The organism is Roseovarius sp. THAF8, from assembly GCF_009363735.1.
GTDB lineage: Bacteria > Pseudomonadota > Alphaproteobacteria > Rhodobacterales > Rhodobacteraceae > Roseovarius.
The window spans coordinates 399,236-422,186 of record NZ_CP045410.1; the positions used below are offsets into that span (position 1 = coordinate 399,236).

At 60.1% G+C, this 22,951-nt stretch carries 18 protein-coding genes, 1 tRNA gene and 1 other RNA gene; 7 read left to right on the forward strand and 13 right to left on the reverse strand.

Annotated elements, in window-relative coordinates:
• Positions 1 to 284 precede the first annotated feature (284 nt).
• The gene (locus tag FIU85_RS02000; RefSeq protein ID WP_152495658.1) at positions 285 to 548 is read right to left on the reverse strand and encodes a hypothetical protein; all 264 of its coding nucleotides are present in this window, start codon (positions 546 to 548) and stop codon (positions 285 to 287) included.
• Positions 549 to 1,320: 772 nt separating this feature from the next.
• Here FIU85_RS02000 and FIU85_RS02005 point away from each other — a divergent pair.
• Positions 1,321 to 1,953, forward strand: a complete 633-nt coding sequence (locus FIU85_RS02005) for a tyrosine-type recombinase/integrase (protein ID WP_152495659.1) — start codon at positions 1,321 to 1,323, stop codon at positions 1,951 to 1,953.
• Positions 1,954 to 2,246: 293 nt separating this feature from the next.
• Here FIU85_RS02005 and FIU85_RS02010 read toward each other — a convergent pair whose 3' ends face one another.
• Positions 2,247 to 3,347 carry a tartrate dehydrogenase gene (locus FIU85_RS02010; RefSeq protein ID WP_152495660.1) on the reverse strand — a complete coding sequence of 367 codons (1,101 nt, stop codon included), beginning with the start codon at positions 3,345 to 3,347 and terminating at the stop codon, positions 2,247 to 2,249.
• A 124-nt stretch (positions 3,348 to 3,471) separates the two neighbouring features.
• Here FIU85_RS02010 and FIU85_RS02015 point away from each other — a divergent pair, with 124 nt between their 5' ends.
• The 3 genes from FIU85_RS02015 (at position 3,472) to FIU85_RS02025 (ending at position 7,777) form a co-directional block, all read left to right on the forward strand.
• Positions 3,472 to 4,386, forward strand: a complete 915-nt coding sequence (locus FIU85_RS02015) for a LysR family transcriptional regulator (protein ID WP_152495661.1) — start codon at positions 3,472 to 3,474, stop codon at positions 4,384 to 4,386.
• 123 nt (positions 4,387 to 4,509) lie between these two features.
• Entirely contained in the window at positions 4,510 to 5,478 is a 969-nt protein-coding gene (locus tag FIU85_RS02020) for a TAXI family TRAP transporter solute-binding subunit (protein ID WP_152495662.1), read from the forward strand.
• 97 nt (positions 5,479 to 5,575) lie between these two features.
• A complete protein-coding gene (locus tag FIU85_RS02025) occupies positions 5,576 to 7,777 on the forward strand; it encodes a TRAP transporter permease (RefSeq protein ID WP_152495663.1) in 2,202 nt (733 codons plus the stop codon).
• A 453-nt stretch (positions 7,778 to 8,230) separates the two neighbouring features.
• Here the strand turns inward: FIU85_RS02025 and FIU85_RS02030 are convergent.
• The 10 genes from FIU85_RS02030 to FIU85_RS02075 form a co-directional block, all read right to left on the reverse strand.
• A tRNA-Ser gene (locus FIU85_RS02030) sits at positions 8,231 to 8,320 on the reverse strand.
• Between the two features lie 93 nt (positions 8,321 to 8,413).
• Positions 8,414 to 10,900 carry a DUF3772 domain-containing protein gene (locus tag FIU85_RS02035; protein ID WP_368372987.1) on the reverse strand — a complete coding sequence of 829 codons (2,487 nt, stop codon included), beginning with the start codon at positions 10,898 to 10,900 and terminating at the stop codon, positions 8,414 to 8,416.
• Entirely contained in the window at positions 10,897 to 11,928 is a 1,032-nt protein-coding gene (locus FIU85_RS22250; RefSeq protein WP_152492317.1) for a cysteine synthase A, read from the reverse strand. Before FIU85_RS22250 ends, FIU85_RS02035 begins: the two co-directional genes overlap by 4 nt.
• A gap of 58 nt (positions 11,929 to 11,986) precedes the next feature.
• A complete protein-coding gene (locus FIU85_RS02045) occupies positions 11,987 to 12,949 on the reverse strand; it encodes an NUDIX domain-containing protein (RefSeq protein ID WP_152492316.1) in 963 nt (320 codons plus the stop codon).
• 4 nt (positions 12,950 to 12,953) lie between these two features.
• Positions 12,954 to 13,358 carry a TrgA family protein gene (locus FIU85_RS02050; protein WP_254701839.1) on the reverse strand — a complete coding sequence of 135 codons (405 nt, stop codon included), beginning with the start codon at positions 13,356 to 13,358 and terminating at the stop codon, positions 12,954 to 12,956.
• Between the two features lie 44 nt (positions 13,359 to 13,402).
• Complete coding sequence (locus tag FIU85_RS02055; RefSeq protein ID WP_152494458.1) at positions 13,403 to 14,569, reverse strand: cyclopropane-fatty-acyl-phospholipid synthase family protein; 1,167 nt, start codon at positions 14,567 to 14,569, stop codon at positions 13,403 to 13,405.
• 116 nt (positions 14,570 to 14,685) lie between these two features.
• Positions 14,686 to 16,110, reverse strand: coding sequence for a deoxyribodipyrimidine photo-lyase (locus FIU85_RS02060; protein WP_152495665.1), 1,425 nt, complete (start codon positions 16,108 to 16,110; stop codon positions 14,686 to 14,688).
• A 55-nt stretch (positions 16,111 to 16,165) separates the two neighbouring features.
• Positions 16,166 to 17,392, reverse strand: a complete 1,227-nt coding sequence (locus FIU85_RS02065) for an aminotransferase class V-fold PLP-dependent enzyme (protein ID WP_152495666.1) — start codon at positions 17,390 to 17,392, stop codon at positions 16,166 to 16,168.
• Between the two features lie 107 nt (positions 17,393 to 17,499).
• Entirely contained in the window at positions 17,500 to 19,206 is a 1,707-nt protein-coding gene (locus FIU85_RS02070) for a BCCT family transporter (RefSeq protein ID WP_152495667.1), read from the reverse strand.
• 48 nt (positions 19,207 to 19,254) lie between these two features.
• Positions 19,255 to 19,671: a universal stress protein gene (locus FIU85_RS02075; RefSeq protein WP_152492312.1), complete on the reverse strand. Its 417-nt coding sequence runs from the start codon at positions 19,669 to 19,671 to the stop codon at positions 19,255 to 19,257.
• 289 nt (positions 19,672 to 19,960) lie between these two features.
• Between FIU85_RS02075 and ssrA the strand changes: the two genes are divergently transcribed.
• Positions 19,961 to 20,309, forward strand: a transfer-messenger RNA (tmRNA) gene (gene ssrA / locus FIU85_RS02080).
• Between the two features lie 53 nt (positions 20,310 to 20,362).
• On the opposite strand, the gene FIU85_RS02085 is transcribed toward ssrA, so the two are convergent.
• Positions 20,363 to 20,800 carry a DUF2383 domain-containing protein gene (locus tag FIU85_RS02085; protein WP_152495668.1) on the reverse strand — a complete coding sequence of 146 codons (438 nt, stop codon included), beginning with the start codon at positions 20,798 to 20,800 and terminating at the stop codon, positions 20,363 to 20,365.
• A gap of 302 nt (positions 20,801 to 21,102) precedes the next feature.
• On the opposite strand from FIU85_RS02085, the gene chrA reads away from it, so the two are divergent.
• Positions 21,103 to 22,347, forward strand: coding sequence for a chromate efflux transporter (chrA, locus tag FIU85_RS02090; protein WP_152495669.1), 1,245 nt, complete (start codon positions 21,103 to 21,105; stop codon positions 22,345 to 22,347).
• 67 nt (positions 22,348 to 22,414) lie between these two features.
• Entirely contained in the window at positions 22,415 to 22,903 is a 489-nt protein-coding gene (locus FIU85_RS02095) for an SspB family protein (RefSeq protein WP_152495670.1), read from the forward strand.
• The last annotated feature ends 48 nt before the right edge of the window (positions 22,904 to 22,951 follow it).

The window sequence follows — 22,951 nt, forward strand, 5'->3', positions numbered from 1 at the left end:
CATAGCGCGAAAGCGGACGTTCGCTGCTTTCAGGACAAAGGTCAGCAATGGGCCGTCCTTATCGCTACCCGAACGCCGCGACAGTAGAGATGCCGCGCCGCATCCGAGGTCCAGAGTGAGCCCTCTATGACATGCGAGAAGATGCAGCATTTTGCGGGCGCAGCAAGACTGCGCGGGAAAGGAGGGCCCGAAGTAGAAGTCCGCATCGCAATCCGAATGCCGCGGTGAAGCCCTTCAGACCAGACTTGCGTGCGACGAAGGTTCCCACTCCGCCTATCACTAAACTAGATCACACCGCGTGCCATCAGGATATGAAATGCTGAGCCGATGAGCGCCAGGAGCCAGCCCGCCAGTAGCGTTGCGGCCAGGCCGACCTCGTCCAGCATCACGCCGATCAACCGCGTCAGGTCGGCGCCACGTCCGCCGGTAACAGCGGTTGCCGGATCGTGAGTCACGCAGGCAGCGGTAAGCAGGCAGCCCAAGGCGAGATAGGCGACCGCAAAAACGTAGTGCGTCTGGCTTCCGCTTTTAGGGAGAGGAATGGTCATCGCCAGTCTTTTCCAGTCTGTTGGCGTTCGGTTGTGATACCACTGATTCGTCCTAAATATGGCCATCTTGCGGAGCATTGTGGTCTAAACGATGAAAACACCGTTGCCTCCGCGATCTAGCGGGAAGCAGCACTGCATTCGTTTGTGCCGCTCTAAGGTGTGAGTGGGCGGGAAGCCATAGCGGTTTGCACTGCAATCTTGGATTATCGGATACCATGGAACACTCAATAGGCGACAAGTACGGTAGCTGCTGTTTATGACGCAAGCACAGACTTTTCGCGTAAACGGTGAATGACCACTTACAATCAGGCCTTCCAATTCCTTCGCAAGAGTAGCAGGGATTGAGCATCTCCGGCGAACGGCAACTCTGCCCCGCGAAGGTTCGACCGTGTCGCGATTTTGCGCCAGCAGCGAATGACAGGAAAGCGGGCTGCAACCGCAGAAGTTCGAAGACACGGTGAAAGGCAGCAATGGGCCGAAAGCGTCGGTTGTAGGGGATCTACCCTACGCCCGCTCCGTCTCGCGACCTGGTCCTTGCCCTTCGTGACCTCGCTGCTTGATGTTTGAACGGCAGGTTGTCACGCTGCACCGCGATACCAAAAACTGAGCAGATGCAGAAAATTCTCTGCCGGGTGCGCGCGCAGCGAAATATCGTCACTTCTGCTGTGGGCTCGAAGCGGACCTCGGATGCGACGCAGCATCCTGTGATATATTTGCATCGTCAACGTCGGGTTGTCGTTGTGGGAGGGCATGGCGGATCGGAGGATCAGTCATGGAAACACCAAACTTACCAGCCATTCGTGCGCTTCGCCCGGCTTGGAACAAGGGACGCATCGTCGGGCAAAAACGGCCACTGAAACCAAAACACGTCTGGGCAATCCGCGTTCGACTTGAATTGGCAGAAAATCACCGTGACCTCGCCCTGTTCAACATGGCGATCGACAGCAAATTACGCGGCTGTGACCTGGTAAAAATGAAAGTCGTCGACGTCATGGCGTCTGGTCAGATCAAAGAACGGGCATCGGTGCTACAAAGCAAGACACAGAAACCTGTGCGGTTTGAGATATTCGAAGGAACACGCGCCTCTGTCAAAAAATGGATGGAAGACGAACTCATGGTCGGCTCGGAGTACCTTTGGCCGGGTCGGTTCCATGAACGTCTGCACATCTCGACACGCCAGTACGCCCGGATCGTCCGGGATTGGGTCACGTCGATCGGTCTGGAAGCAAGCGCATACGGAACGCATTCGATGCGGAGGACGAAAGTCACACAGATCTACAAGAAGACCGGTAACCTGAGGGCGATCCAGCTGCTACTTGGGCACACCAAAATGGACAGCACCGTCCGGTATCTCGGCGTTGAACTGGAAGATGCCCTTGCGATTGCAGAGGCCATTGAAATCTAACAGCTCGGGCTGTCTTCGCGGACGGCCCAAAGCGGGCATTCGGACCTGCCTCTGTGAAAGGCAGCTCGTTGAACTTTTGCAAAGAGGTCGATAGCGGCCCAAGATGGGCGGCGTCCGATAAACTGGATACTCTTCAGATCCGTGAAGAAGCGAACAGTTGGCTGTTGTCTTCGAACGCCATGCACGCGCTCGAAGTGCGGTCCGGAGCAGAGCGTCTCCAGACGAAATGGATTGCCGGGTGCATGCCGATCATGTGCAAGTGAGTGCGCATGTCGGCCATCGGCGGGATGACCTCAGATATTGTCGCCGCGTATCGCCTCGCAGACCGCGTCGGTCACCTCCTGTGTGGTGGCCTTGCCGCCCACATCGGGTGTCAGTACGCCGTCGGCACAGACTTTTTCCACGGCGCGCATGAGCCGAGTGGACGCATCCGCCTCGCCAAGGTGATCGAGCATCTGACTTGCGGTCCAGAACGTGGCCACCGGGTTTGCGATGCCTTTGCCCGTGATATCGAAGGCCGACCCGTGGATGGGCTCGAACATCGAGGGAAAGCGCCGTTCAGGGTCGATATTGCCAGTGGGTGCGACCCCGAGACTTCCGGCAAGGGCGCCGGCGAGGTCCGACAGGATGTCGGCATGAAGATTCGTGGCAACGATCGTATCGAGGCTCTTGGGGTCCCGGGTCATCCGGACAGTCATCGCATCGACAAGGATCTTGTCCCAAGTCACATCCGGAAACTCGTTGGCGACTTCAGCGGCGATTTCGTCCCACATCACCATCCCGTGCCGTTGCGCGTTGGACTTGGTCACGACGGTCAGCAGCTTGCGGGGCCGCGATTGCGCCAGCTTGAACGCGTAGCGCATGATCCGCCGAACGCCCGTCCGGGTGAAGATCGAAACCTCTGTGCCGACCTCTTCGGGCATGCCCTGGTGGACACGGCCACCGGCGCCTGAATACTCGCCCTCTGAATTCTCACGAATGATTACCCAATCCAGGTCGCCGGGGCCGACCCCTGCCAGCGGAGAACTGATGCCCGGGAGGATCTTTGTCGGACGAACGTTTGCGTACTGGTCGAAACCCTGACAGATCGGCAGGCGCAATCCCCAGAGCGTGACGTGATCCGGTACGTCAGGAGCGCCGACAGCGCCAAAGAAGATCGCATCGAAATCCTTGATCTGGTCTCGCCCGTCTTCGGGCATCAGAGCGCCCGTCTTCTTGTAGCGGTCCGACCCCCAGTCGAATTCTGTCACGTCAAAGGAGAACCCGCCATCGCGCTTGGCCAGAGCATCAAGCGCTTGCAACCCTGCGGCAATGACCTCCGGGCCGATTCCGTCTGCCGGAATGGACGCGATCCGATAAGTCTTTCCTGCCGTTTTTTCGTTCTGGCTCGTCATTTGGTTACCTCCCGATGCCCCGTAATATCGCCCGGTGACGGTACATGCGGTGGTTTGCTCTTCTCAATGGTCGACGAATTATATACGGTTCTGCAATAAACGAAGTGTCCGGACACTCCCGCTCATGAACGTCAGTCAATTGAGGTGCTTTCTCGCTGCAGCCGAAACGTTGCACTTTGGTCATGCTGCGCAGTCTTTGGATATTCTACCCGCCACCCTGGGCCGGCATATCAAACAGTTGGAAGACCACCTCGGCGTGCCTTTGTTTCTGAGGACGACGCGCGCGGTCTCTCTTACAGAAGCGGGCGCCGTTGTCCTCGAAGATGCGAAAGATTTGTTGGCCCGGGCCGAAGCCTTTGAACGCAAAGCGCGCGAGATCCGCGGAAACGAAGCGCATGTGCTTCGGGTGGGTGCCATCGACAGTGCCGCCGCCGGCCTCATCCCGCAGATCCTGCTTCCGATGCACGAAGCTTTTCCCGAGCTCGAAATTCAGATCGTCGAACAGAAAACCATTCACCTGTTGCCGAAATTGCTCAGCGGAAGTCTGGACATCGCTTTCTGTCGTCCGCCGGATGTGCGTGACCCTCGTCTGGTATTTCGTACGTTGTTCTATGAAACCGCCGTTGTTGCACTGCCGAAGTCGCATCCGCTTGCAACGCGGTCTCATATCGAGATCGAGGATCTGGCAGAGGAGCCGCTGATCGTTCCGGACAGACGCTCGCGACCGCACTCGCATGACCTGACGATCAGCCTTTTTCTGGGCGCGGGACTGACGGCGCGGATCGCACAAATCGCGGAAGAAAAGCAGACAATCGTGAACCTTGTCGCGGCGGGCACCGGCTTGGCGATCGTACCACGCTGGACAGCGCGCTTGCGGGTCGAGGGGGTCCGCTTTATTCCTTTGGCAGTAACCGATGCGACCTCTCAGGCAAAACTGATCCTGGCTGCGTCCTGGGCCAGAGGCACGCGTGATCCCCTGCGGGATTCGTTCCTCTCGGTAATATCTAATAAGATCAACTCGTTGGAATCTTCGGCCTGATTATATCAATAATGAATATAATCTTGTCCGAATTGAGTTAAGACACGGTCCTCGCCCACTGTGTTTCTCGGAGGATGTGCCGCACCCCGGCGCACTTGAAAGAGTTCAACGGAGGAGAGACTCATGAAACTCACGACAATTATCGCCGCTGCCGCCTGCGCTGTCGCGCTGCCGGTCGTGGCTCAGGATAAATCCGATTGGCCCGCCAGCATCACGATCGGCACTGGCAGCCAAGGCGGGACTTACTTCGGCTACGGCAGCGGCTTCGGCGCCATGATTAGCGAAGAACTGGGCGTGAATGCGGGTGTCGAGATCACCGGCGGCCCGGTGCAGAACGTCACGTTGGTCGAAACCGGCGAACATCAACTGGGCTTTGTCACACTCGGCCCGGCCGACGAGGCGCGTCGCGGGGAAAGTCCGCTGATGCCGGGCACGCCGCATGAGGCAGTGCGTGCGCTGTTCCCGATGTACCAGACGCCGCTGCAGGCGGCCGTTCTGGCCTCGTCGGACATTGAAAGCTTTCAGGACCTGCAGGGCAAGCGCGTGGGCGTCGGTCCGGCAGGCGGGACGTCGGCCACCTATTGGACGCGCTTCTTCGAGAACGCCGAGGGCTATGACGGCGTGACGATCTCGAATGCCGGCGGGTCCGACACGGCAGGCCAGCTGAAAGATGGCCTGATCGACGCCTTCGTCTACGCGGCGGGCCTGCCCACTGGTGCCTATTCGCAGCTGGCGGTCGAGAATGACGTGCGTTTCCTGTCGATGGATGACGAGACATTGGCAACGATGAAGGAAATCGTACCTGCCATGGCCGATTTCACCATCCCGGCCGACACCTACGAGGACCAGCCCGAAGACCTGCAAACGGTCTCGCTCTGGAACTTCGCCATCGCGCATGAGGACATGCCCGAGGAGCTTGCCTACCAGATCACGGCACTGGCCATGGAAAACCATGACCGCATGAAGACGAACCACGCTGCCGCACGCGAAACCCTGCCGGAAAATGTCGGCAAGAATACCGTTATTCCGTTCCACCCGGGTGCAGCCCGCTGGTTCGAGGAAAATGGTTTCGACGTGCCGACTGTAGAGTAGGCCCAAGCGGTAAAAACGGTTGATCGCAAACCGCCCGGGCAAATGCATAGCGTATTTGCCCGGGTCTGTTCTTTCCCTCTCGAATGACCGGACCTTCATGAATACTTCGCATGAAAAGCAGCCCGACACGGATGCAACCGACAACGACTCCCTCGAGCAGGAGCTTGCCCGCGCGAACGTGGATGCCGATCCGGTCGCTCTGAACCAGCGCCTGTTCACCGGGTCGCGCAACGTCGTCATCGCCGCGCTGTGCGCTGGCTACACGGTGTTTCACCTGCTGGTCATGAACGTCTATCCGCTCGAGACATGGGCTTATCGCCTGAGCCATGTGGGCGGTGGCTTGTTCCTGGGGTACCTGCTTTTCGGGGCAAAGCCCTTTCTGTCTGGGGCGCAGGACACCCCGCGGCAAGGTCTGGTATCCAAGGTATTGCTGATCGTCGCGGGCGGGGGCATCCTGTTCGGGTTCTTCAGTGTCGTCGCAATCTGGATAAACGGCCGTGTGCTTGGCGAGGCAATGCCTTTGCAATGGGCCATGTCCACCTTCGGTATTCCGCTGACGGCCGGGACCGCGCTGGCGATCCTGCATGGCTGGCTATTCCCCAACCCCGTGCGGACGCGGTTTGCCCCCGGCGACGTGTTGCTCGCCATTGCGGCGCTTGCGTTCACGGCCTACCTGATCTTCTTTGCCCGCCAGCTTCAGCTTAGGGCGGGAATGCCAATGGCACTGCCCGGCGATATGTGGGCGGCCATCACGGGTGTGCTTTTGGTGATAGAACTGACCCGCCGCCTTGCCGGGATGGCGCTGGTTATCATCGCGGCGGTCTTCGTGGCGTATGCCTTTGCCGGGCCGTGGTTGCCGGGAATTTTCGAGCATCGCGGCTACGACGTAAAGCGGTTCTTTTCGTATATCTTTACCGACAACGGCGTCCTGGGCGCGCCGATCGCCATCTCTTCGACTTACATCATCCTTTTTGTCGTTTTTGCGGCCTTCCTGCAAACCACGCGGGTCGGCGAGTACTTCGTGAACCTCGCGTTTGCCGCCGCCGGACACCGGCGCGGTGGACCGGCGAAGGTCGCGATCTTCGCGTCGGGGCTGATGGGCATGATCAACGGTACTTCGGCGGGCAACGTGGTGGCAACCGGGTCTTTGACCATTCCGATGATGAAAAAGGTGGGGTACCGAAACCAAACCTCGGCCGCGGTTGAAGCAGCCGCCTCCACCGGGGGACAGATCATGCCCCCGATCATGGGCGCCGGCGCTTTCATCATGGCCGAGATCACCGGCATTTCCTACATGGAGATCGTCTGGGCTGCCATCATTCCAGCCGTGATCTATTTCGTCTCGGTTTACTTCATGGTCGATCTTGCGGCCAAGAAGGTGAACATGAAAGGCCTGCCGCGCGACCAGCTGCCCAAGTTGGCGAAGCTGGCCAAGCAGATCTACCTGTTTCTGCCTATCGTCGTGCTGATCTACGCGCTTTTTGCAGGCTATTCCGTCATACGCTGCGGCACGCTGGCAATGGTGACCGCTGCCGTCGTTTCATGGCTGACGCCCCACCGCATGGGCCCGCGTCAGCTTTTCCAGGCGCTGGACAATGGTGCGCGTATGGTGCTGCAACTGGTTGCCGTATGTGCCACCGCGGGCATCATCGTGGGTGTCATCGCCCTTACCGGCATCGGCTCACGCTTTTCCACCGTGCTGCTGACGCTGGCGGATCAAAGCCAGATCCTTGCGCTCTTTTTCGCCATGGTCGTGTCCATCATCCTTGGCATGGGGATGCCGACGACGGCAGCTTATGCCGTCGCGGCCAGCGTCATCGCCCCCGGCGTCATCAATCTCGGGGTGGAGCCGCTGACGGCGCATCTGTTCATCTTTTATTTCGCGGTGATGTCCGCGATCACCCCGCCGGTGGCACTGGCCGCCTATGCGGGTTCCGCGCTGGCCGGATCGGACCCGATCCGCACCAGCGTCGAAAGCTTCAAGATCGGTCTGGCCGCTTTCGTCGTGCCGTACATGTTTTTCTATTCCCCTGCGATGCTGTTGCAGGGAAGCTGGTTCGAGATCGCTCATATCACCGTCACCGCGCTGGTCGGGGTCTACCTGCTGTCCTGTGCCGTACAAGGGTGGTTCTTCGGTCACGCGAACATGGCAGTCCGGGCTGGCCTTGCCGTCGGCGGCTTGACGATGATCGCGGGTGGCTGGATCACGGACGCCGCCGGACTGGCAATTGCGCTGGTGCTAACGTTGGTCCAAAAGAGATTTATGACAGCGCCTGACATCGTCCGGGGACCTGATTGAAACCCGGCCTGGTGTCGCTCGCTACCATTTCGTCAGTCGTACAATCCTGAGAGGCTTCGCCAAAAAGTCACTGGTCCGAAGTACATCCACTGAGCGGACCTTGGTGCAGACCGCAGCGAAGGTCGGCTCTCCGCCCAATCTGACTGTAATCACACACGGAGTTCCGACTTGAACCCGTAACCCGGTGCAGTTTGACGCTAGTCGCTTTTTGGCAATCGCCCCCGAAATCGAAGGCAAAAGGCAAGGTTCTTCGAAACGCGTTTATTATCAGCCCCTTGAGAGGCTATTCACCAAATCGGCGTAGTCATCAGGTCCAGAGAATATCGGCTCTGAGAGACCGCTTCCGGGCCTCCTGGCGCCAAGGCCAGTGCTCAGCCCCTCTTACATAACCCTCGAAAACAACGGAAAATTCCGGTCGTAGCCGGATCGAGAGAACTCTTTCGAAAGGGCGAATGGCGGAGAGACAGGGATTCGAACCCTGGAGACGGTTTCCCGCCTACACGCGTTCCAGGCGTGCGCCTTCGACCACTCGGCCACCTCTCCGGTCTGGCCTCTTTATCGTCAGCGACAAGTCCAGTTCAAGCGCTTTCTTGCGCGTGACCGCACCCTCGGAGCACGGCCATCCTGCAAAGCCGATCAACGGCCGTCTCCCGCTCCGCCGCCGCCATCGGCGTCGCCGTCCATGTCCGGTGGCTCGTCCTTTTGGCGTGGGGCGGTCGGAACGTTGGGGCTGGACGGCTTGGTGGCTTGCGCCGCCACCCCGTCTTCGCGGGTCCCGCCGTTCAGGACCTCGGCATTGCGGATCCAGATGTCGCGCTGGGCGAACGGTATTTCTATTCCGGCTTCCGCGAAACGGTGTGCAATCTGATGGTTCATCTCCGAATGCACGGTCAGGATATAGTTGACGTCACGCAGGATCGCCCGGATCTCGAAATCCAGTGAATCGGCACCGAAACCGCGGAACACCACAAAGGGCGGCGGGTTCAACAACACCAGCGGGTGCGCCTCCGCGATTTCCTGCAGGATCCTGTCGACCATCTCGGTGTCTGTTCCATAGGCCACGCCGACCGGCACGATAAGACGCCCAACGGTGTTGCCGCGGGTATAGTTCGTCACGCGGCCCGACACCAGATCGGCATTCGGGACAATCACGTCCGAGCGGTCAAAGGTCTGGATGATCGTCGAGCGCACAGAGATATCCTTGACGTTGCCGTGAATGCCGCCGACCTCGATCCAGTCGCCTTCGGAAATGGGACGCTCCACCAGCAGAATGATACCGCTGACGAAATTGGACACGACGTTCTGCAGACCGAACCCGATACCGACGGACAATGCCCCGGCGACATAGCCGAGGGCGGTTAGGTCGATGCCCGCGCTGGTAATGGCGATCACGGCTGCAAGGAATATCCCGACATACCCCACACCGGAGAGGATGGCATGGCGGCCGCCGGTGTCGATCCTGGTCTTGGGCAGGATGGTATTCTTCAGCGCCCCCTGTAAAAGACGCGTGGCGAAGTAGCCCAGTACGAAAATGAACGCGAATGTAAGAAATATCGTGGGCGATATCCGCGTCTCACCGATAAAAAAACCTTCGGCGGCCCGGCTGTAAAGTTCCGTCAGGTCTGCAACCCGAGCGCCCCACAAAAGCGCGAAAATCGGCAATGAGAGAACAACCAGAACCACCCCGGCCAGGATCGGGATCAAAGATTCGGCCGCACCGGCACGGTTCTTGGTGATAAGGACGTAGACCTCGACCACGACACGCTGCAACACAAGCAGCATCGCCAGAAGCTCAATCGAACCCAGCGAAGGATACAGCAGGGCCTGCGCCAGCCGGAAATAGCCCACCGCGCCGAGCACCGGCACAATGATGGCCAGTGCGGTCATGAGAAAGGCCAGGATGCCAGTCATGCGCGAGCGGTAGGTTTCCTCACCGTCATCCTCGGCATCGGCCTTCACATGTTCGCGCAACAGATTCGCAATCCGGAACACGAGGAGGCAGCACAAGACCATCAACGGGTACAGGATCACGACCGAGGCAGGCCTGCTCCATTGCGCGATCTCGCCGACCTGTTGCAGAAAGAAGCTTCCCGCGGCCAATCCGCCGAGAAGCATCCCGTAGAACCGACCCTTGCGGCGGCTTTGCGGCGACAGGTTCAGAGGTAACGTGCGCGCTTCCTTTGCCGGGAAAACGCGCGAGGCAAGCCAACGCGCCAGAAGGAATGCGAAGACCAGCGGCCCGAACACGTCCAGAATCCGTCCGCCGCGCAATCCCACAAAGCCACTGCTTGAAAGCGCTTCGATCAGGAAATAGACCCCGAAAAAGGGCAGGAACAGGCTACCCATCGAGACTATGAAACCGATGATCCAGCGCGCCGCGCCCGGGTCTTCTCCGAGTATCTTGCGCGTCAGGGCGTGTGTCCATTTTCGTCCCCTGCCGACCAGCACGAGGCCGATCGCCGACAGGACGAGGATGACCGGAATATCCTTCCTGGTTTCATCGCGCTGGATCGGATTGCGCCAGGCTGCGTCGGCTTCGGATCTGAGGGCTGCGAAGGTACTGCCGAGCGCGGCCAGCCCTTCCGGCCAATGGACCGGGTTCAGCGGAGACGGCCCGAATTGCATAATCTCGTCTCTCTGACGCTCCCGGATGATCGCGTCGATCCCTTGGATCAATCCGTCGGCGCGGGTATGAGCCAGTTCGGCCAAGCGTACAGGTTCACGCAACCGCGCCATGCGATCGTTGAGAAGCTTGCGCGCCGAGGCGATTTCCGCAACTTCCGACTCGCCGTCCTCGGGTGGCGGACCCAGGGCTTCGAGTTGCCGCGTCACTGTCTGTATCGCGTTTCGATTGGTGTCCTGCTCGTCCAGGAACCGCTGTCGCCAATTCGCCAACTCGCTGCGCAGGGTCTCCAGCGCATTGGTCGAGGCACGACCGGCCTCGATCGCCTCGTCGGCGCGGGATGCCACCCGGTCCCATGCCTCGTAGTCAATCTCGGTGGATGACCCCTGCGACTGTGCCATGGCGGGCGGCGCAGTCGCGACAAGTGACACAATAACCGGGGCGGCAAGCCCGGACATCAACAGCGCTACGGCAATCAGGCAGCGCTTAAGGTGGGTCATTCGACAAAGACCCCGGGAATGCTGCGCGGCGCCTCGGTCAGCCAGCCGGGTGTCGGCAGGTTTTTCTCGCGCAGGAATTCCGGGTTGAAGAGCTTGGACTGGTAGCGCGTGCCGTAATCGCACAGAATCGTGACGATCGTGTGCCCCGGCCCCATGTCGCGGGCCATGCGCATTGCTCCTGCCACGTTCACCCCGGTAGAGGCCCCCATGCACAGCCCCTCATGTTCAAGCAGGTCGAAGACAATCGGCAACGCCTCTTCGTCCGGTATTTGGTAGGCGAAATCAGGCGTAAAGCCTTCGAGGTTGGCGGTAATCCGCGCCTGACCGATGCCTTCGGCGATGGAACTGCCCTCGGCTTCCAGTTCGCCGGTCGTGTACCACGAATAGAGCTTTGCTCCCATCGGGTCGGCGATACCCATCTTGACGCCCTTGGACTGAAGCGCCATCGAAACGCCCGCCAGTGTGCCGCCCGACCCGCAAGCACAGATGAAGCCGTCGACCTTGCCGTTCGTCTGGTCCCAAATCTCGGGGCCGGTGGTTTCGACATGGGCCTGACGGTTGGCGGTGTTGTCGAACTGGTTTGCCCAGATCACGCCCTTCTCGGCGGTCTCGGACAGCTTCTGCGCCAGCCGCTCGGAGTAGCGCACGAAATTGTTGGGGTTCGAATAGGGCGCGGCCGGAACCTGAACAAGCTCTGCGCCTGCAAGCGTCAGCATGTCCTTCTTTTCCTGGCTTTGCGTTTCCGGGATCACGATCACGGTCTTGAAACCCATGGACGCGCCGACCAGCGCCAGCCCTATGCCGGTGTTACCGGCCGTTCCTTCGACGATCGTCCCGCCCGGTTTAAGATCACCGCGAGCGACAGCATCCGTGATGATCGACAATGCGGCCCGATCCTTGACCGACTGGCCGGGATTCAGGAACTCGGCTTTGCCATAGATGTCGCAGCCTGTTACTTCGCTGGCCTTGCGCAACTTGATGAGGGGGGTGTTTCCGACCGCGTCGGCCAGATCCTTGGCGATCCGCATCGCTGAGGCTCCTTAAATCGGGTATTCCAAGTCTGATTAAGGCGGAACCGCCGTGAACTCAAGCAGATGCGCGCAGGCGCGTGCGTTCCCGTTCGAGCCAGAGCAACAATGCAAAGAGCGGGCCTATATTCACTTCGCCCGTGCGCGTCATCGCCATGGCTGCGTCAAAGCCGATGACGTGGCGGCGCAGGTCCTCATGCTCGGCCTCCAGCCCTCCATGTGTCTCTCCTGTTTCCGGCAATTCGCACAGCCCGACATAGCAGTGAAACAGCTCGGTCGAGCATCCGGGTGAGCAATAATGGGAGCTGACATGCAACAGCTGGGTCAATTCCAGATCGGCCTCCTCCCGGCATTCGCGCCGCGCCGCCTGTTCGGGTGTTTCGCCGGCATCGACACGGCCCGCGACCGGCTCAAGCACCCAGGGCAGCGGATCACCACGGTCAAACGGACCCATGCGGAACTGCTCGACAAGCAGAATTCTGTCGCGGCGAGGATCGTAGGGCAGCACGACGGCCGCGTCGCTGGCGACAAAGACCTCTCGGCTTACGGTATTGCTCATCCCGCCATCGAACTGCGGGTGACGCAGGCGATAGCTGCGGGTCAGGTAGAACCCTTCATGCGGTGTGTCGTGGGAGACTATCTCGACCTCGGCGCCACGCGTGGCACTTCGAAGGTCCGCCGGTGCCGGCATCCGTTCGGCGGCGGCTTGCGTTGCGGCGCGCGCCAAGATCATCTGACGAAGAGGTGCCAACTCTTGCAGGGATCGTCGCCCGAAATATCCCATGATCTCGTCCGCGGCGCATTCCAGTACCCTTGCGGAAAGGGCTTCATCCGCCCGAAGCACGGTGTCGTCAGACCTCTCTTTGCGTGAAAGGCCGGCGACTTCGGCGAAAAAGATCGCACGATCTGCCGCCACCCCCTCCAGCATTCGCACTGTCTCGTCGGGCACCACGGTGGTGCCAGCGACGCGCCAGATCAAAGCGTCGGTCCACGCCGGACCGTCAAGAACCACCCGCGTCATCCGGTCAGCGCCAGCGTCGCGCAACCCATTCCGAGACCAGACCGATCACGATGCCGCCCACCACGAGCAGCACGATCAGCGGTATGTGCCACATCGTGAAAAGGTAATCTATTCCGATCTCGAAAATGGCGATGATCCCTTCGACGGGACCGTCATAGCGCTTTTCCAGCGCCAGCCGCAGCATCTCGTTGAAGCTCTGCAGGAAGAGCGCCCAGAATACCAGAGCGCCCACGCCTGTCAGCCCCGCACCGATGGCGTTGCTGTAGCCATAGTTCAAACGCGATCCGATCACGATCCACCCCGAAAGAAGCCCAAGCACGACATTGACCTCGTTGAACCAGCCAAAGCCGGTGCCCTCCGGCATAAGCGGCCGGAACATTTCGGACGCGTACCAGGCCAGGATCGCCATCAATATCGCAGCGACGCCTCTTCCGGTGGTGGGCATACTGTCGGTTACGGGCATTCCTTGCAGGGCCTTGCGATTGTAATCTGTGTTACATCGCAGTTACCCGTATGAAACGCCGCCGCACAAGAGGTGAGATAAAAATTCCACATCCGCCTGAAGCGGGTATCGAAGCCCATCCTGGCGATCTGGTCCCATTTCTCGTTGAAGGTGTCGTGCCAGCGACGCAGAGTCTGGCTGTAGCTTTCGCCGAACTCGACCGACTGCCGGAACAGCAGACCGGCCCGTTCCACTTGGGCTTTTAGCGCGCCGGGGCTGGGTAACATGCCGCCCGGAAAGATGTACTTCTGGATGAAGTCGACATCGTTTCGGTAGGATTCGAAGCGATCGTCCCCCACGGTGATTATCTGCAGCGTCGCTTGACCTCCGGGTTTCAGACGCTCGCGCACCGCGTCGAAATAGACCGGCCAATATTGTTCGCCGACAGCCTCGAACATCTCGATGCTGGCGATGCCGTCGTAATGGCCTGTCTCATCGCGGTAATCCTGCAACTTGAAGGTCACGAGGTCGGACAATCCGGCAGTCGCGATTCGGTCCTGCGCGTACTTGAACTGCTCTTCGCTGATCGTCAGGCAGGTGACCCGCAGCCCCCTCGTCCCGGCGGCATACTCGGCGAATCCGCCCCAGCCACAGCCGATTTCGAGCACGTGATCACCCGGCTTCGCGCCCATCTGGTCGACCATCGAGGCATATTTCGCGGTCTGCGCAGCCTCCAGGCTTTCCTGCCCGGTTTCGAAGATGGCACTGGAATACGTCATCGTCTCGTCCAGCCACAGACGGTAGAAATCATTGCCCAGGTCGTAATGATAGCTGATGTTGCGCCGAGCCTGTTTCCTGGTATTCCGCTGAAACCAAAAGCGGAGCTTTTCATAGAGTTCGACGATTTTCTGGCCGGGATAGCCATTGTACATGTCGTCGTTGTCGCTGTTGACGAGGTCCATGAAGGCCTGAAGGTCCGGCGTGGTCCACCACCCGTCCAGGTAGGCATCGCAAAAACCCAGGTATCCCTCGCGCAGCATACGGGCAAAGAGGTCGTGATTGTGAACGTCGATCCGTGCCACGGGGCCCGGCGCCTGGCCCTCGACACGAAAAACGCGGCCATCCTCGAGGCCGATATCAAGTCGTCCGTGCTGAAGTGTTCCGGCAACCTCGAACATCTTGGTGAAATACCGTGGCAGCGCGGTCTGGCCGGCCGTGTCGGTCAGGATCGTCTCACGCGCCGCCTTCGCGGTTGCAATCGGCGGCGCGGCGCCGGCAGATGGTCTCGGGGAATTCAAAACGGTCTCTCTTCGTAGGCTCTCAGCGCACGCTCACGGCCTTCTGAAAGGCTGATGATGCGCTCGGGATAGGTGTCGTCTGGCCGCATCGTCCAACTGCGCGGGATCGCATCGAAATAGCTGAGGGCGGTTTTCGTCGGGCGGCTTCGCCCCTCTGCGATCCAGCGATGGCGGTACGCCCCGTCCGGATCGAACTTGTCCAGCTGGGTTTCGGGGTTGAAGACGCGGAAATAAGGCGTCGCGTCCGGTCCGCTGCCGGCCGCCCATTGCCAGCCCATCGCGTTCGAAGCCACATCCCAGTCAGTCAGGCAGTCGTCGAACCACGCCTGGCCCACTTTCCAATGTGTCATCAGGTGCTTGGTCAGGTAACTGGCGACGATCATCCTGGCCCGGTTGTGCATTTTGCCCGTGACGTACATCTCGCGCATGGCGGCATCGACGAAGGGTTCGCCGGTACGGCCCTGCTTCCACGCCTTGACCTCCGCGCGGCGTTCGTCGTCGTTCCACGGAAACGCGTCCCATTCCTCACGCCAGTTGCGGTCTTTTATCCGGGGTGTGTGATAGATCAGGTGATACGCGAATTCACGCCAGACCAGTTCCTGCAGCCAGGTCTCGGCGCCCTTGCCGCCTCCGTTCTGCAACGCCCGCTGCCCGGCATGCCAGCATTGTCCCGGGGAAATCTCGCCGTAGGTCAGGTTTTCCGACAGCCCCGAGGTGCCGTCTTCCGCCGGAAAGTCGCGCTGTTTTCCGTAATCGGAGATCGCCTGGCCGGTGAACCACCCCAGCCGACCATGCGCCGCCTCTTCACCCACGCGCTGGTGCGGCAGGCAGACCTGGGCGCCACGGTCCATTGCGGCGCCCAGGTTCCAGCCGTCCAGATCGTCGGATTTCGGCCAGCTTGAAGGCGCGGGAAATTTCGAGGGGGCAGACAACGGCGCATCCACGTCGCGGTCGCGAACGGCCCGCCACATCGGCGTGTAGACCTTGTAGAAACCGCCGGCCTTCGTCTCGACGGTCCAGGGCTCGAACAACAGGTGGCCGGTATGACTTTCGGCCTCGATGCCTGCGTCCTTGAGGGACGATTTCACCTCGGTGTCCCGTTCGATCGCGTCCGGGTCATAGGCCCGCGACCAGTAGACCGCCCCTGCCCCGGTCTCTTTCGCCAGGTCCTTCAGAACATCGACAGCCTTGCCTGCGCGGAAGACGATGCGGCTGCCCTTGTCGCGCAGCCGTTTGTCGAGGTCCGCCAGAGACAGACCCAAGCGCCATTTCGACGCCGCCCCAAGGTCATCCACCAGCTTGTCGCGAACAAACACCGGAACCACGGGACCGCCACGGTCGACCGCGGCGGTCAGCGCCGGATGATCCGACAGCCGCAGATCGCGGCGCAACCAAAGAAGTGTGGGTTTTGTATCTGCCAAGCTCGTCGTCCCCCCGCGTCAGTCAGGGGCTATACGGCCTGCATTTCCCCGTGGATCAAAGACAAGTTTCCAAAGCAGTCAACAGTTTGTCCACTTCGGCCTTGTTTGTGTAATGCACGAAGCTAAGCCTCAGAACGCCCTTGTCCAGATCAATCCCCATGGATTGCAACGGCCGCGCCCCGTAGAAGTCTCCACCACCGGCCATGATGCCATGAGCCGCCAGTTTTTCGGCCATCTCGCGCCCTGAGCCGGGCAATTCGACCGCCACTGTGGGCGCTTTCAAAGCGGCGTCGCTCGGCCCGATCAGGCGTAGCGTATTCCTGTCCGCCAGGTAATCCAACAAGGGTTGAAGCAACGCGGTCTCATGCGCCCGCATGAGATCGTGCACACCGGCGCTGCGCTCTGCCGCGTCCCCGGTGCAGCCATGATGTTCCGCCAGTGTGTCGTAATAATCTGCCATTCCGGCGCAGGCCGCCACCTGCGCGTGGTCGGGCCCCGCCGGCGTGAACCGCTTGTACAGGCTGTCGGCATTGAACCAATGTGCCTGGTTGGGCAGCATCTCGCCAAGCTCGCGCCGGATCGTCATGATCCCCTGATGCGGCCCGTATGTCTTGTAGGCCGAGAATAGGTAGATATCGGCACCCAGATCGCCCACGTTGACGAAGCCGTGCGGCGCGTAAGAGACGCCGTCCACGCAAACGAAGGCGCCGGCGGCATGGGCCGCGGCCGTGATCTCGACCACCGGGTTCACCGCCCCGACGATATTCGAACAATGCGGAAAACAGACAAGCCTGACCCTTTCGTCCAGCAAAGCCTCCAGATCGTCCAGCCGCAAGAGACCCGTTTCGCTGTCGATCCTCCATTCGCGAATCTCGATACCCGCATCGCCCAGGCGTCTCCATGGGCCGGAATTCGCTTCGTGATCCTGATCCGTCACGATGATTGCGTCGCCAGGGTTCATCCAGTCACGGAAGGCCTGCGCCAGGACATATGTGTTCTGCGTCGTGGAAGGCCCAAAGCTCAGCTCGTCGGTTGCGACGCCAAGCATCGCGGCCAACCGTGTTCGCGCCTCGTCCATCTCCTCGCCGCCAAGACGACTGGCCTCAAAAGGGCCATAAGGTTGAACCTTGCGCTGATGGTAGAACCGCGTCAGCCGCTCTATCACCGGCGCACAGGTGTAGGACCCGCCCGCATTCTCGAAAAAGGCCTGTCCGTTAAGGCCGGGTTCGGCGAAGGCTGGGAACTGCGCCCGCACGAAATCAATGTCCAAAGCTTTCGTCATCCATCCCTCCCCGATTGTTCGGGCTGACCAAACAGCAAAGCCCCCCGAGGTGCAAGAACTCGGGGGGCTTCAAAGTTATTGTGGTGCCAGCGTTGCCGCTGGCTAAGTCAGGCGCGTTTCTCGGACGCCAGACCGCGCCAGATTGCGTAGCACATGACCAGCAGTACCAAGGTGAACGGCAAGCCTGTCGAAATTACCGCCGATTGCAGCGAGGAAAGCCCCCCGCCGATCAACAGCACGACGGCCACGGCGCCCTCGAAGATGCACCAGAACACGCGCTGCGCCACCGGAGCATCGACCTTGCCGCCCGCCGTGATCGTGTCGATCACAAGGCTGCCCGAGTCCGACGATGTGACGAAGAACACGATCACCAGCACGATGCCGATCACCGAGGTGATCGTCGCCAGCGGCAACTGGTCCAGCATGTAGAACAGCTTAAGTTCCAGAGCCGCATCTTGTGCGCCGGTGTATCCGTCACTGACCACCTGGTTGAGCGCGGTGCCGCCGAAGACGGTCATCCAGAGCACGCAGACAAGCGTCGGGATGATCAGGACACACGTCACGAATTCGCGCACCGTACGACCGCGGCTGACGCGAGCGATGAACATGCCGACGAAGGGCGACCAGCTGATCCACCACGCCCAATAGAACGAGGTCCAGCCCTGGCTGAAGTTCAGGTCTTCACGGCCAAGCGGATTGGACAGGGCAACGAGGTTCTGCAGGTAGGCCCAGATGCTGTCGAAAAACAGCGTGATCAGGAAGATCGGCCCGCCCACGAAGAACACGAACAACAGCAACAACGCTGCAAGGCCCATGTTGATCTCCGACAGGACCTTCACGCCGCCATCCAGACCCCGGACGACCGAGACCAGGGCAACCGCGGTAATGGCCGAGATCAGGATCACCAGCAGAAGCGGGTTGTTCTCGACACCGCTTTCCTCGTTATTGCCATAGGCGATGCCCAGGAACGACCGCGTGCCTTCAGCCGCGTCACCGCTGCCGAAGAGATAGGTCAGACCCGACGCCGTTTGTTCCGCACCGAAACCCAGCGAAGTGGCGAGGCCGAAAAGCGTGGCGAAAACCGCCAGCGTGTCGATGATATGGCCGGTCCAGCCCCAGACACGATCGCCGAAGATCGGATAGAAGGCCGAACGCAGCGTCAGCGGCAAACCTTTGTTGTAAGAGAAAAGTGCCAGTGCCAGTGCGACGACCGCATAGATCGCCCAGGGATGCAGGCCCCAGTGAAAGATGGTCGCGGCCATGCCCAGACGTTGTGCCGCCGCCTCGTCACCGCCCGCGGCTCCAAGCGGCGCCCAGTCCGTCCGCACGCCCTCTTCCATCGATGTTCCACCCAGCGAACTGGAGAAATGGCTCATCGGTTCGGACACGCCAAAGAACAGCAGACCAATGCCCATGCCGGCAGCGAACAGCATCGCGAACCAGCCCAAGTAGGAATAGTCCGGCGTCGCATCCGTCCCGCCCAGTCGGACCGAGCCATAGGGTGTCACGATCAGGAAAAGGCAGAAAATCACGAAGATGTTGGCAGCGCCAAGGAAGAACCAGTCAAAACCCTTGGTGACGGCGCTGAAGAGCCAGTCAAACAGACCCGAGGCCTGCTCAGGCAGGGCCAGCGCGTAAAAAACGAACGCGACGATGGCGAGACCCGAAATCAGAAAGACCGGATTGTGGATATCAAGGCCGAACGGCCCGATCTTGGTTTCGATATTGTCCTGACCGATCTTGTAGTCGGTCTGTATGAGGTTCGTGGTGCCTTCCGGCTCCGGGATCCCCTGGTTTGTCGTTTCGTCGGCCATGCACGACCTCCTCTGTGTAAAACTTGATTTGGGCAGCGCTAGACGCGATCAGGTGCGGACAACCATGACCGAGCATTCGGCGTGTTCCGCGATCTTTCCGCCGTTGGACGGCCAAACGTAATCCATGATGTTCGGGACATGACTGGCCATCACGACCAGATCAGCGCCAGTGTCCTTGACCGCCTTCAGCAGGATGTCGTCCACGTCGGAACTCGGATCGTGGCTGACCAGCGCGTCGCCTGACGCGGTGAAGCCGTTGGCCGATCCCTGATCTTTCGCGAACGCGTCGAGCTTTTCCGCGTACTCGGCAGGCGTGTGGGCCATGGAACTCGGGGTAGAACTTGTGACGCCGACAAAAATCACTTCGGCATCGTAGTGCTTGGCCAGGTCTGCGGTACATTTGAGCGCCTTCTCGAGACGATCCATATGTGCCAAATCGACCGGAGCCATGATCTTTTTGAACATGTGTGTCCCTCCTGTTGCGCACCGTTTGTCGCGGCTCTTTTCGGCTGCGTGCGCAGGTCCCCAGGGATCCATGGCGAACCCACGGACTGCCCTGTCTGGGCAAGACTAACCCGTTTGACGACCGAACTTCAATGAAATGCGGCCTATTTCCTGGCGCATGCGACATGACACATGCACGGCAAAGGGGATTTGCGTGCTTGTCTAAGGGCGCACTGAACGGGTGCCATGCAATTTATCCAGGCGCATCGGCAACGGATTCGCCCGAATTTTCGGCATTCATGGTCCTGCATCCCGTTGCAAAATCCCATGACGTAACTATGTTGAAGGTGTCCTTCGGGACTATGGACATAAACGCGCTCGTAATAAGCGGATCGGACCCGGGGGCGGTACCCGGCGGCTCCACCAATCACCCGTCGTTGGAGGGATATGGGGCCGAAACAGGATCGACGAACGTCTAAAGGGGTTTGCTTTGTCCCGGTGAGATACCACCGTTATCGGTTCGCTAAGCATAATTGCCAACGACAATCGTGCTCCGGTCGCAATGGCTGCGTAAGCAGTCGGAGTAACCGAAAATTAAGTCCTGGCCTCTAGCAAGGTCAGGCGGGGTTCGCAGGCACCTGGCAACAGAAGCCTGCACTTCACCTAATTTCACAAAGCTTTGGGAAGCCCCTTGATGTCGCGTCAGCGCGCGTCAGTCGGCGAGGTGTCTCGCATTCTGCACCAGCCGTGCGACCTGCCCCCGCTGGCGGCTGAGAAGCGACAGATCCTCTTCATCGCGCGCTGCGGCCATCGCCTCATCGTAAAGCTGCATGATCCGTTCCTCGCCTTTTATCACCGAATTGAGCACATCTTCGTCGATGTCATCAAAGACCGCACGGGTCTTGATGACGAGGCGCTGCACGGTGGAAAAGAAACTGCCGTCCTCGTCTGGCACACATCCATGCGTGCGCAACTGCGCCGACAAATCTGCCTCGTGCGCCGTATGCGTCGCGGAAAACTTTTCCATCAGAGGGCGAATATCGGGCTCTGCCCGATCGAGGATCTCGTCATAGCCCGCCAACGTGTCCCTGATCCGAACCTGCAATTTGGCAAGTGCGTCGCGGTACTCGGCAGAAGTGTTCAGTGTCATGAAACAAGCCCCATCAATCCTTATTAACGCGCCGACGTCGCATCATGTTCCGACAGGCATTGCCCGACTTGCCAATTCGCCACACCAGGTTGTGGGGCACATCTGCGACGACCCCGTGAGGCTTTGACCCAAAGTCGCATGCACTGAACCTTGCGCAATCTCGTTTCGGTCGGCCTGTCACGACAGCTTCGAAACGACCATGTGCAGTTGATGTCCGGAATTCCGATCCACGATGCACTGTACCGATGGGTCCGCGACGGGTATGACGAAGGCCATGACTGGCCAGTGACGCGAGATGCGCGATGACGGTATCGCTTAGCAAGATGTTCCGCGTGTTCGGGCGGATCGGGATATTGTCCTTTGGCGGGCCTGCCGCGCAGATTTCCCTTATGCAGACAGAACTGGTGGACCGCCACAAATGGCTGACCGAGACGCAATTTCTGCAAGCGTTGTCCTTCTGCATGCTTCTGCCCGGACCCGAGGCGATGCAACTGGCCACCTACGCGGGCTGGAAGCTGCGCGGCGTTCCGGGCGGGCTGCTGGCGGGACTGTTGTTCGTGCTTCCGGGCGCCGCGGTCATCTTCGCGCTGGCGTTCGGCTACGCCTATTTCGGCCAGTTGCCCCTGGTGCAGGTCTTGTTCGCCGGCATCAAGGCCGCCGTGGTCGTCATCGTCTTTCAGGCCCTGTATAAGCTGTCGCGCCGGGCATTGAAAGGCGGGCTCGCCTATGCGCTCGCGCTCGCCGCATTCGTCGGAATTTTTTTCCTGTCGGTCCCCTTTCCCGCCATCATCGCGCTCGCGGCCACCGTCGGCCTCGTTTTCGCGTCCGCAAACCCGCCCGAAGCCAAGGCGTCGACGCCGGTGTACCCGGGCAATACCCTGCGCACGGTTCTGCTGTGGGGGGCGGTCTGGGCCGCGCCCCTCATGATTCTGTGGGTCGTGAACGCCTCTCTGCTTTTGCAGATAGGTCTGTTCTTCTCCAAGCTCGCCGTGGTGACCTTCGGCGGGGCTTATGCCGTGCTGGCCTACATGACTCAGGAAATCGTGCAATCCTACGGCTGGCTCAGCACGGACCAGATGATCGACGCGCTCGGGCTTGCGGAAACCACGCCGGGGCCGCTCATCCTCGTGACGCAATTCGCTGGTTTCATGGCGGGCTTCCTGCAAGGTGGCCCCGGACTGGCCACAGTGGCCGCGCTCGTGACGCTTTGGGTCACGTTCGTCCCATGTTTTCTCTGGATTTTTGCCGCCGCTCCCTATGTCGAGTCGTTGTTGTCCCGCCCCCGCCTGAAGGGCGCATTCGATGCGATATCCGCCAGTGTCGCGGGCGTGATCCTCAACCTTGCTGTCTGGTTCACACTGCACGTACTCTTCACAGAGACAGCACAGGGCGGATATGGCCCCGTCCTGCTGCTCGAAAACCTTTCGCCTCAGAATGCGCTTTTGGTCGCACTTGCGTCGTTTCTCTATCTGGTGATGCGTGTGCCGATGGTTGCCGGCCTGCTGATCATGGCCTTACTCGCATGGGGCGTGGATCTGTTGATCTGAGATGCGCGGCCTCTTTTGTTTTGCTTCGAATCCCTTATTGTGAGGTGCAAGAGGTTCGGGGACCAAGATGCCGCATTCGATTGATTATGGAAAACTGATGCATCGCGCCATGCGCGGCCTGATCCAGGAGGTGCTGTGCAGCGTGCGGGACAATGGACTGCCCGGCGCGCATCATTTCTTCATCACCTTCGAGACGACCCATCCCGACGCGGAACTCGCCGACTGGCTCCGCGAACGCTATCCCAGCGAGATGACCGTGGTGATGCAGCACTGGTTCGACGATCTGGACGTCACCGACGAAGGGTTCACCGTCACACTCAATTTCGGCGACAGCCCCGAGACGTTGTATATCCCCTATGACGCGATCCAGACCTTTGTGGATCCGTCGGTCGAGTTCGGGCTTCGCTTCGAGTCTCAGGACGACGACGAAGAAGACGAGGACAACGACGACAGTGCCGGCGAACCGGAAGAAGCCGATAGTGTCGAGGTCGACGAAGATGACGTCGCCAAGCCTCGGGACGCCGAGGTCGTGAGTCTCGACAGCTTCCGCAAGTGACGTGCCGACAGGGTAATTCATAAGACACGGCGTTGATCTTTCCGCTTG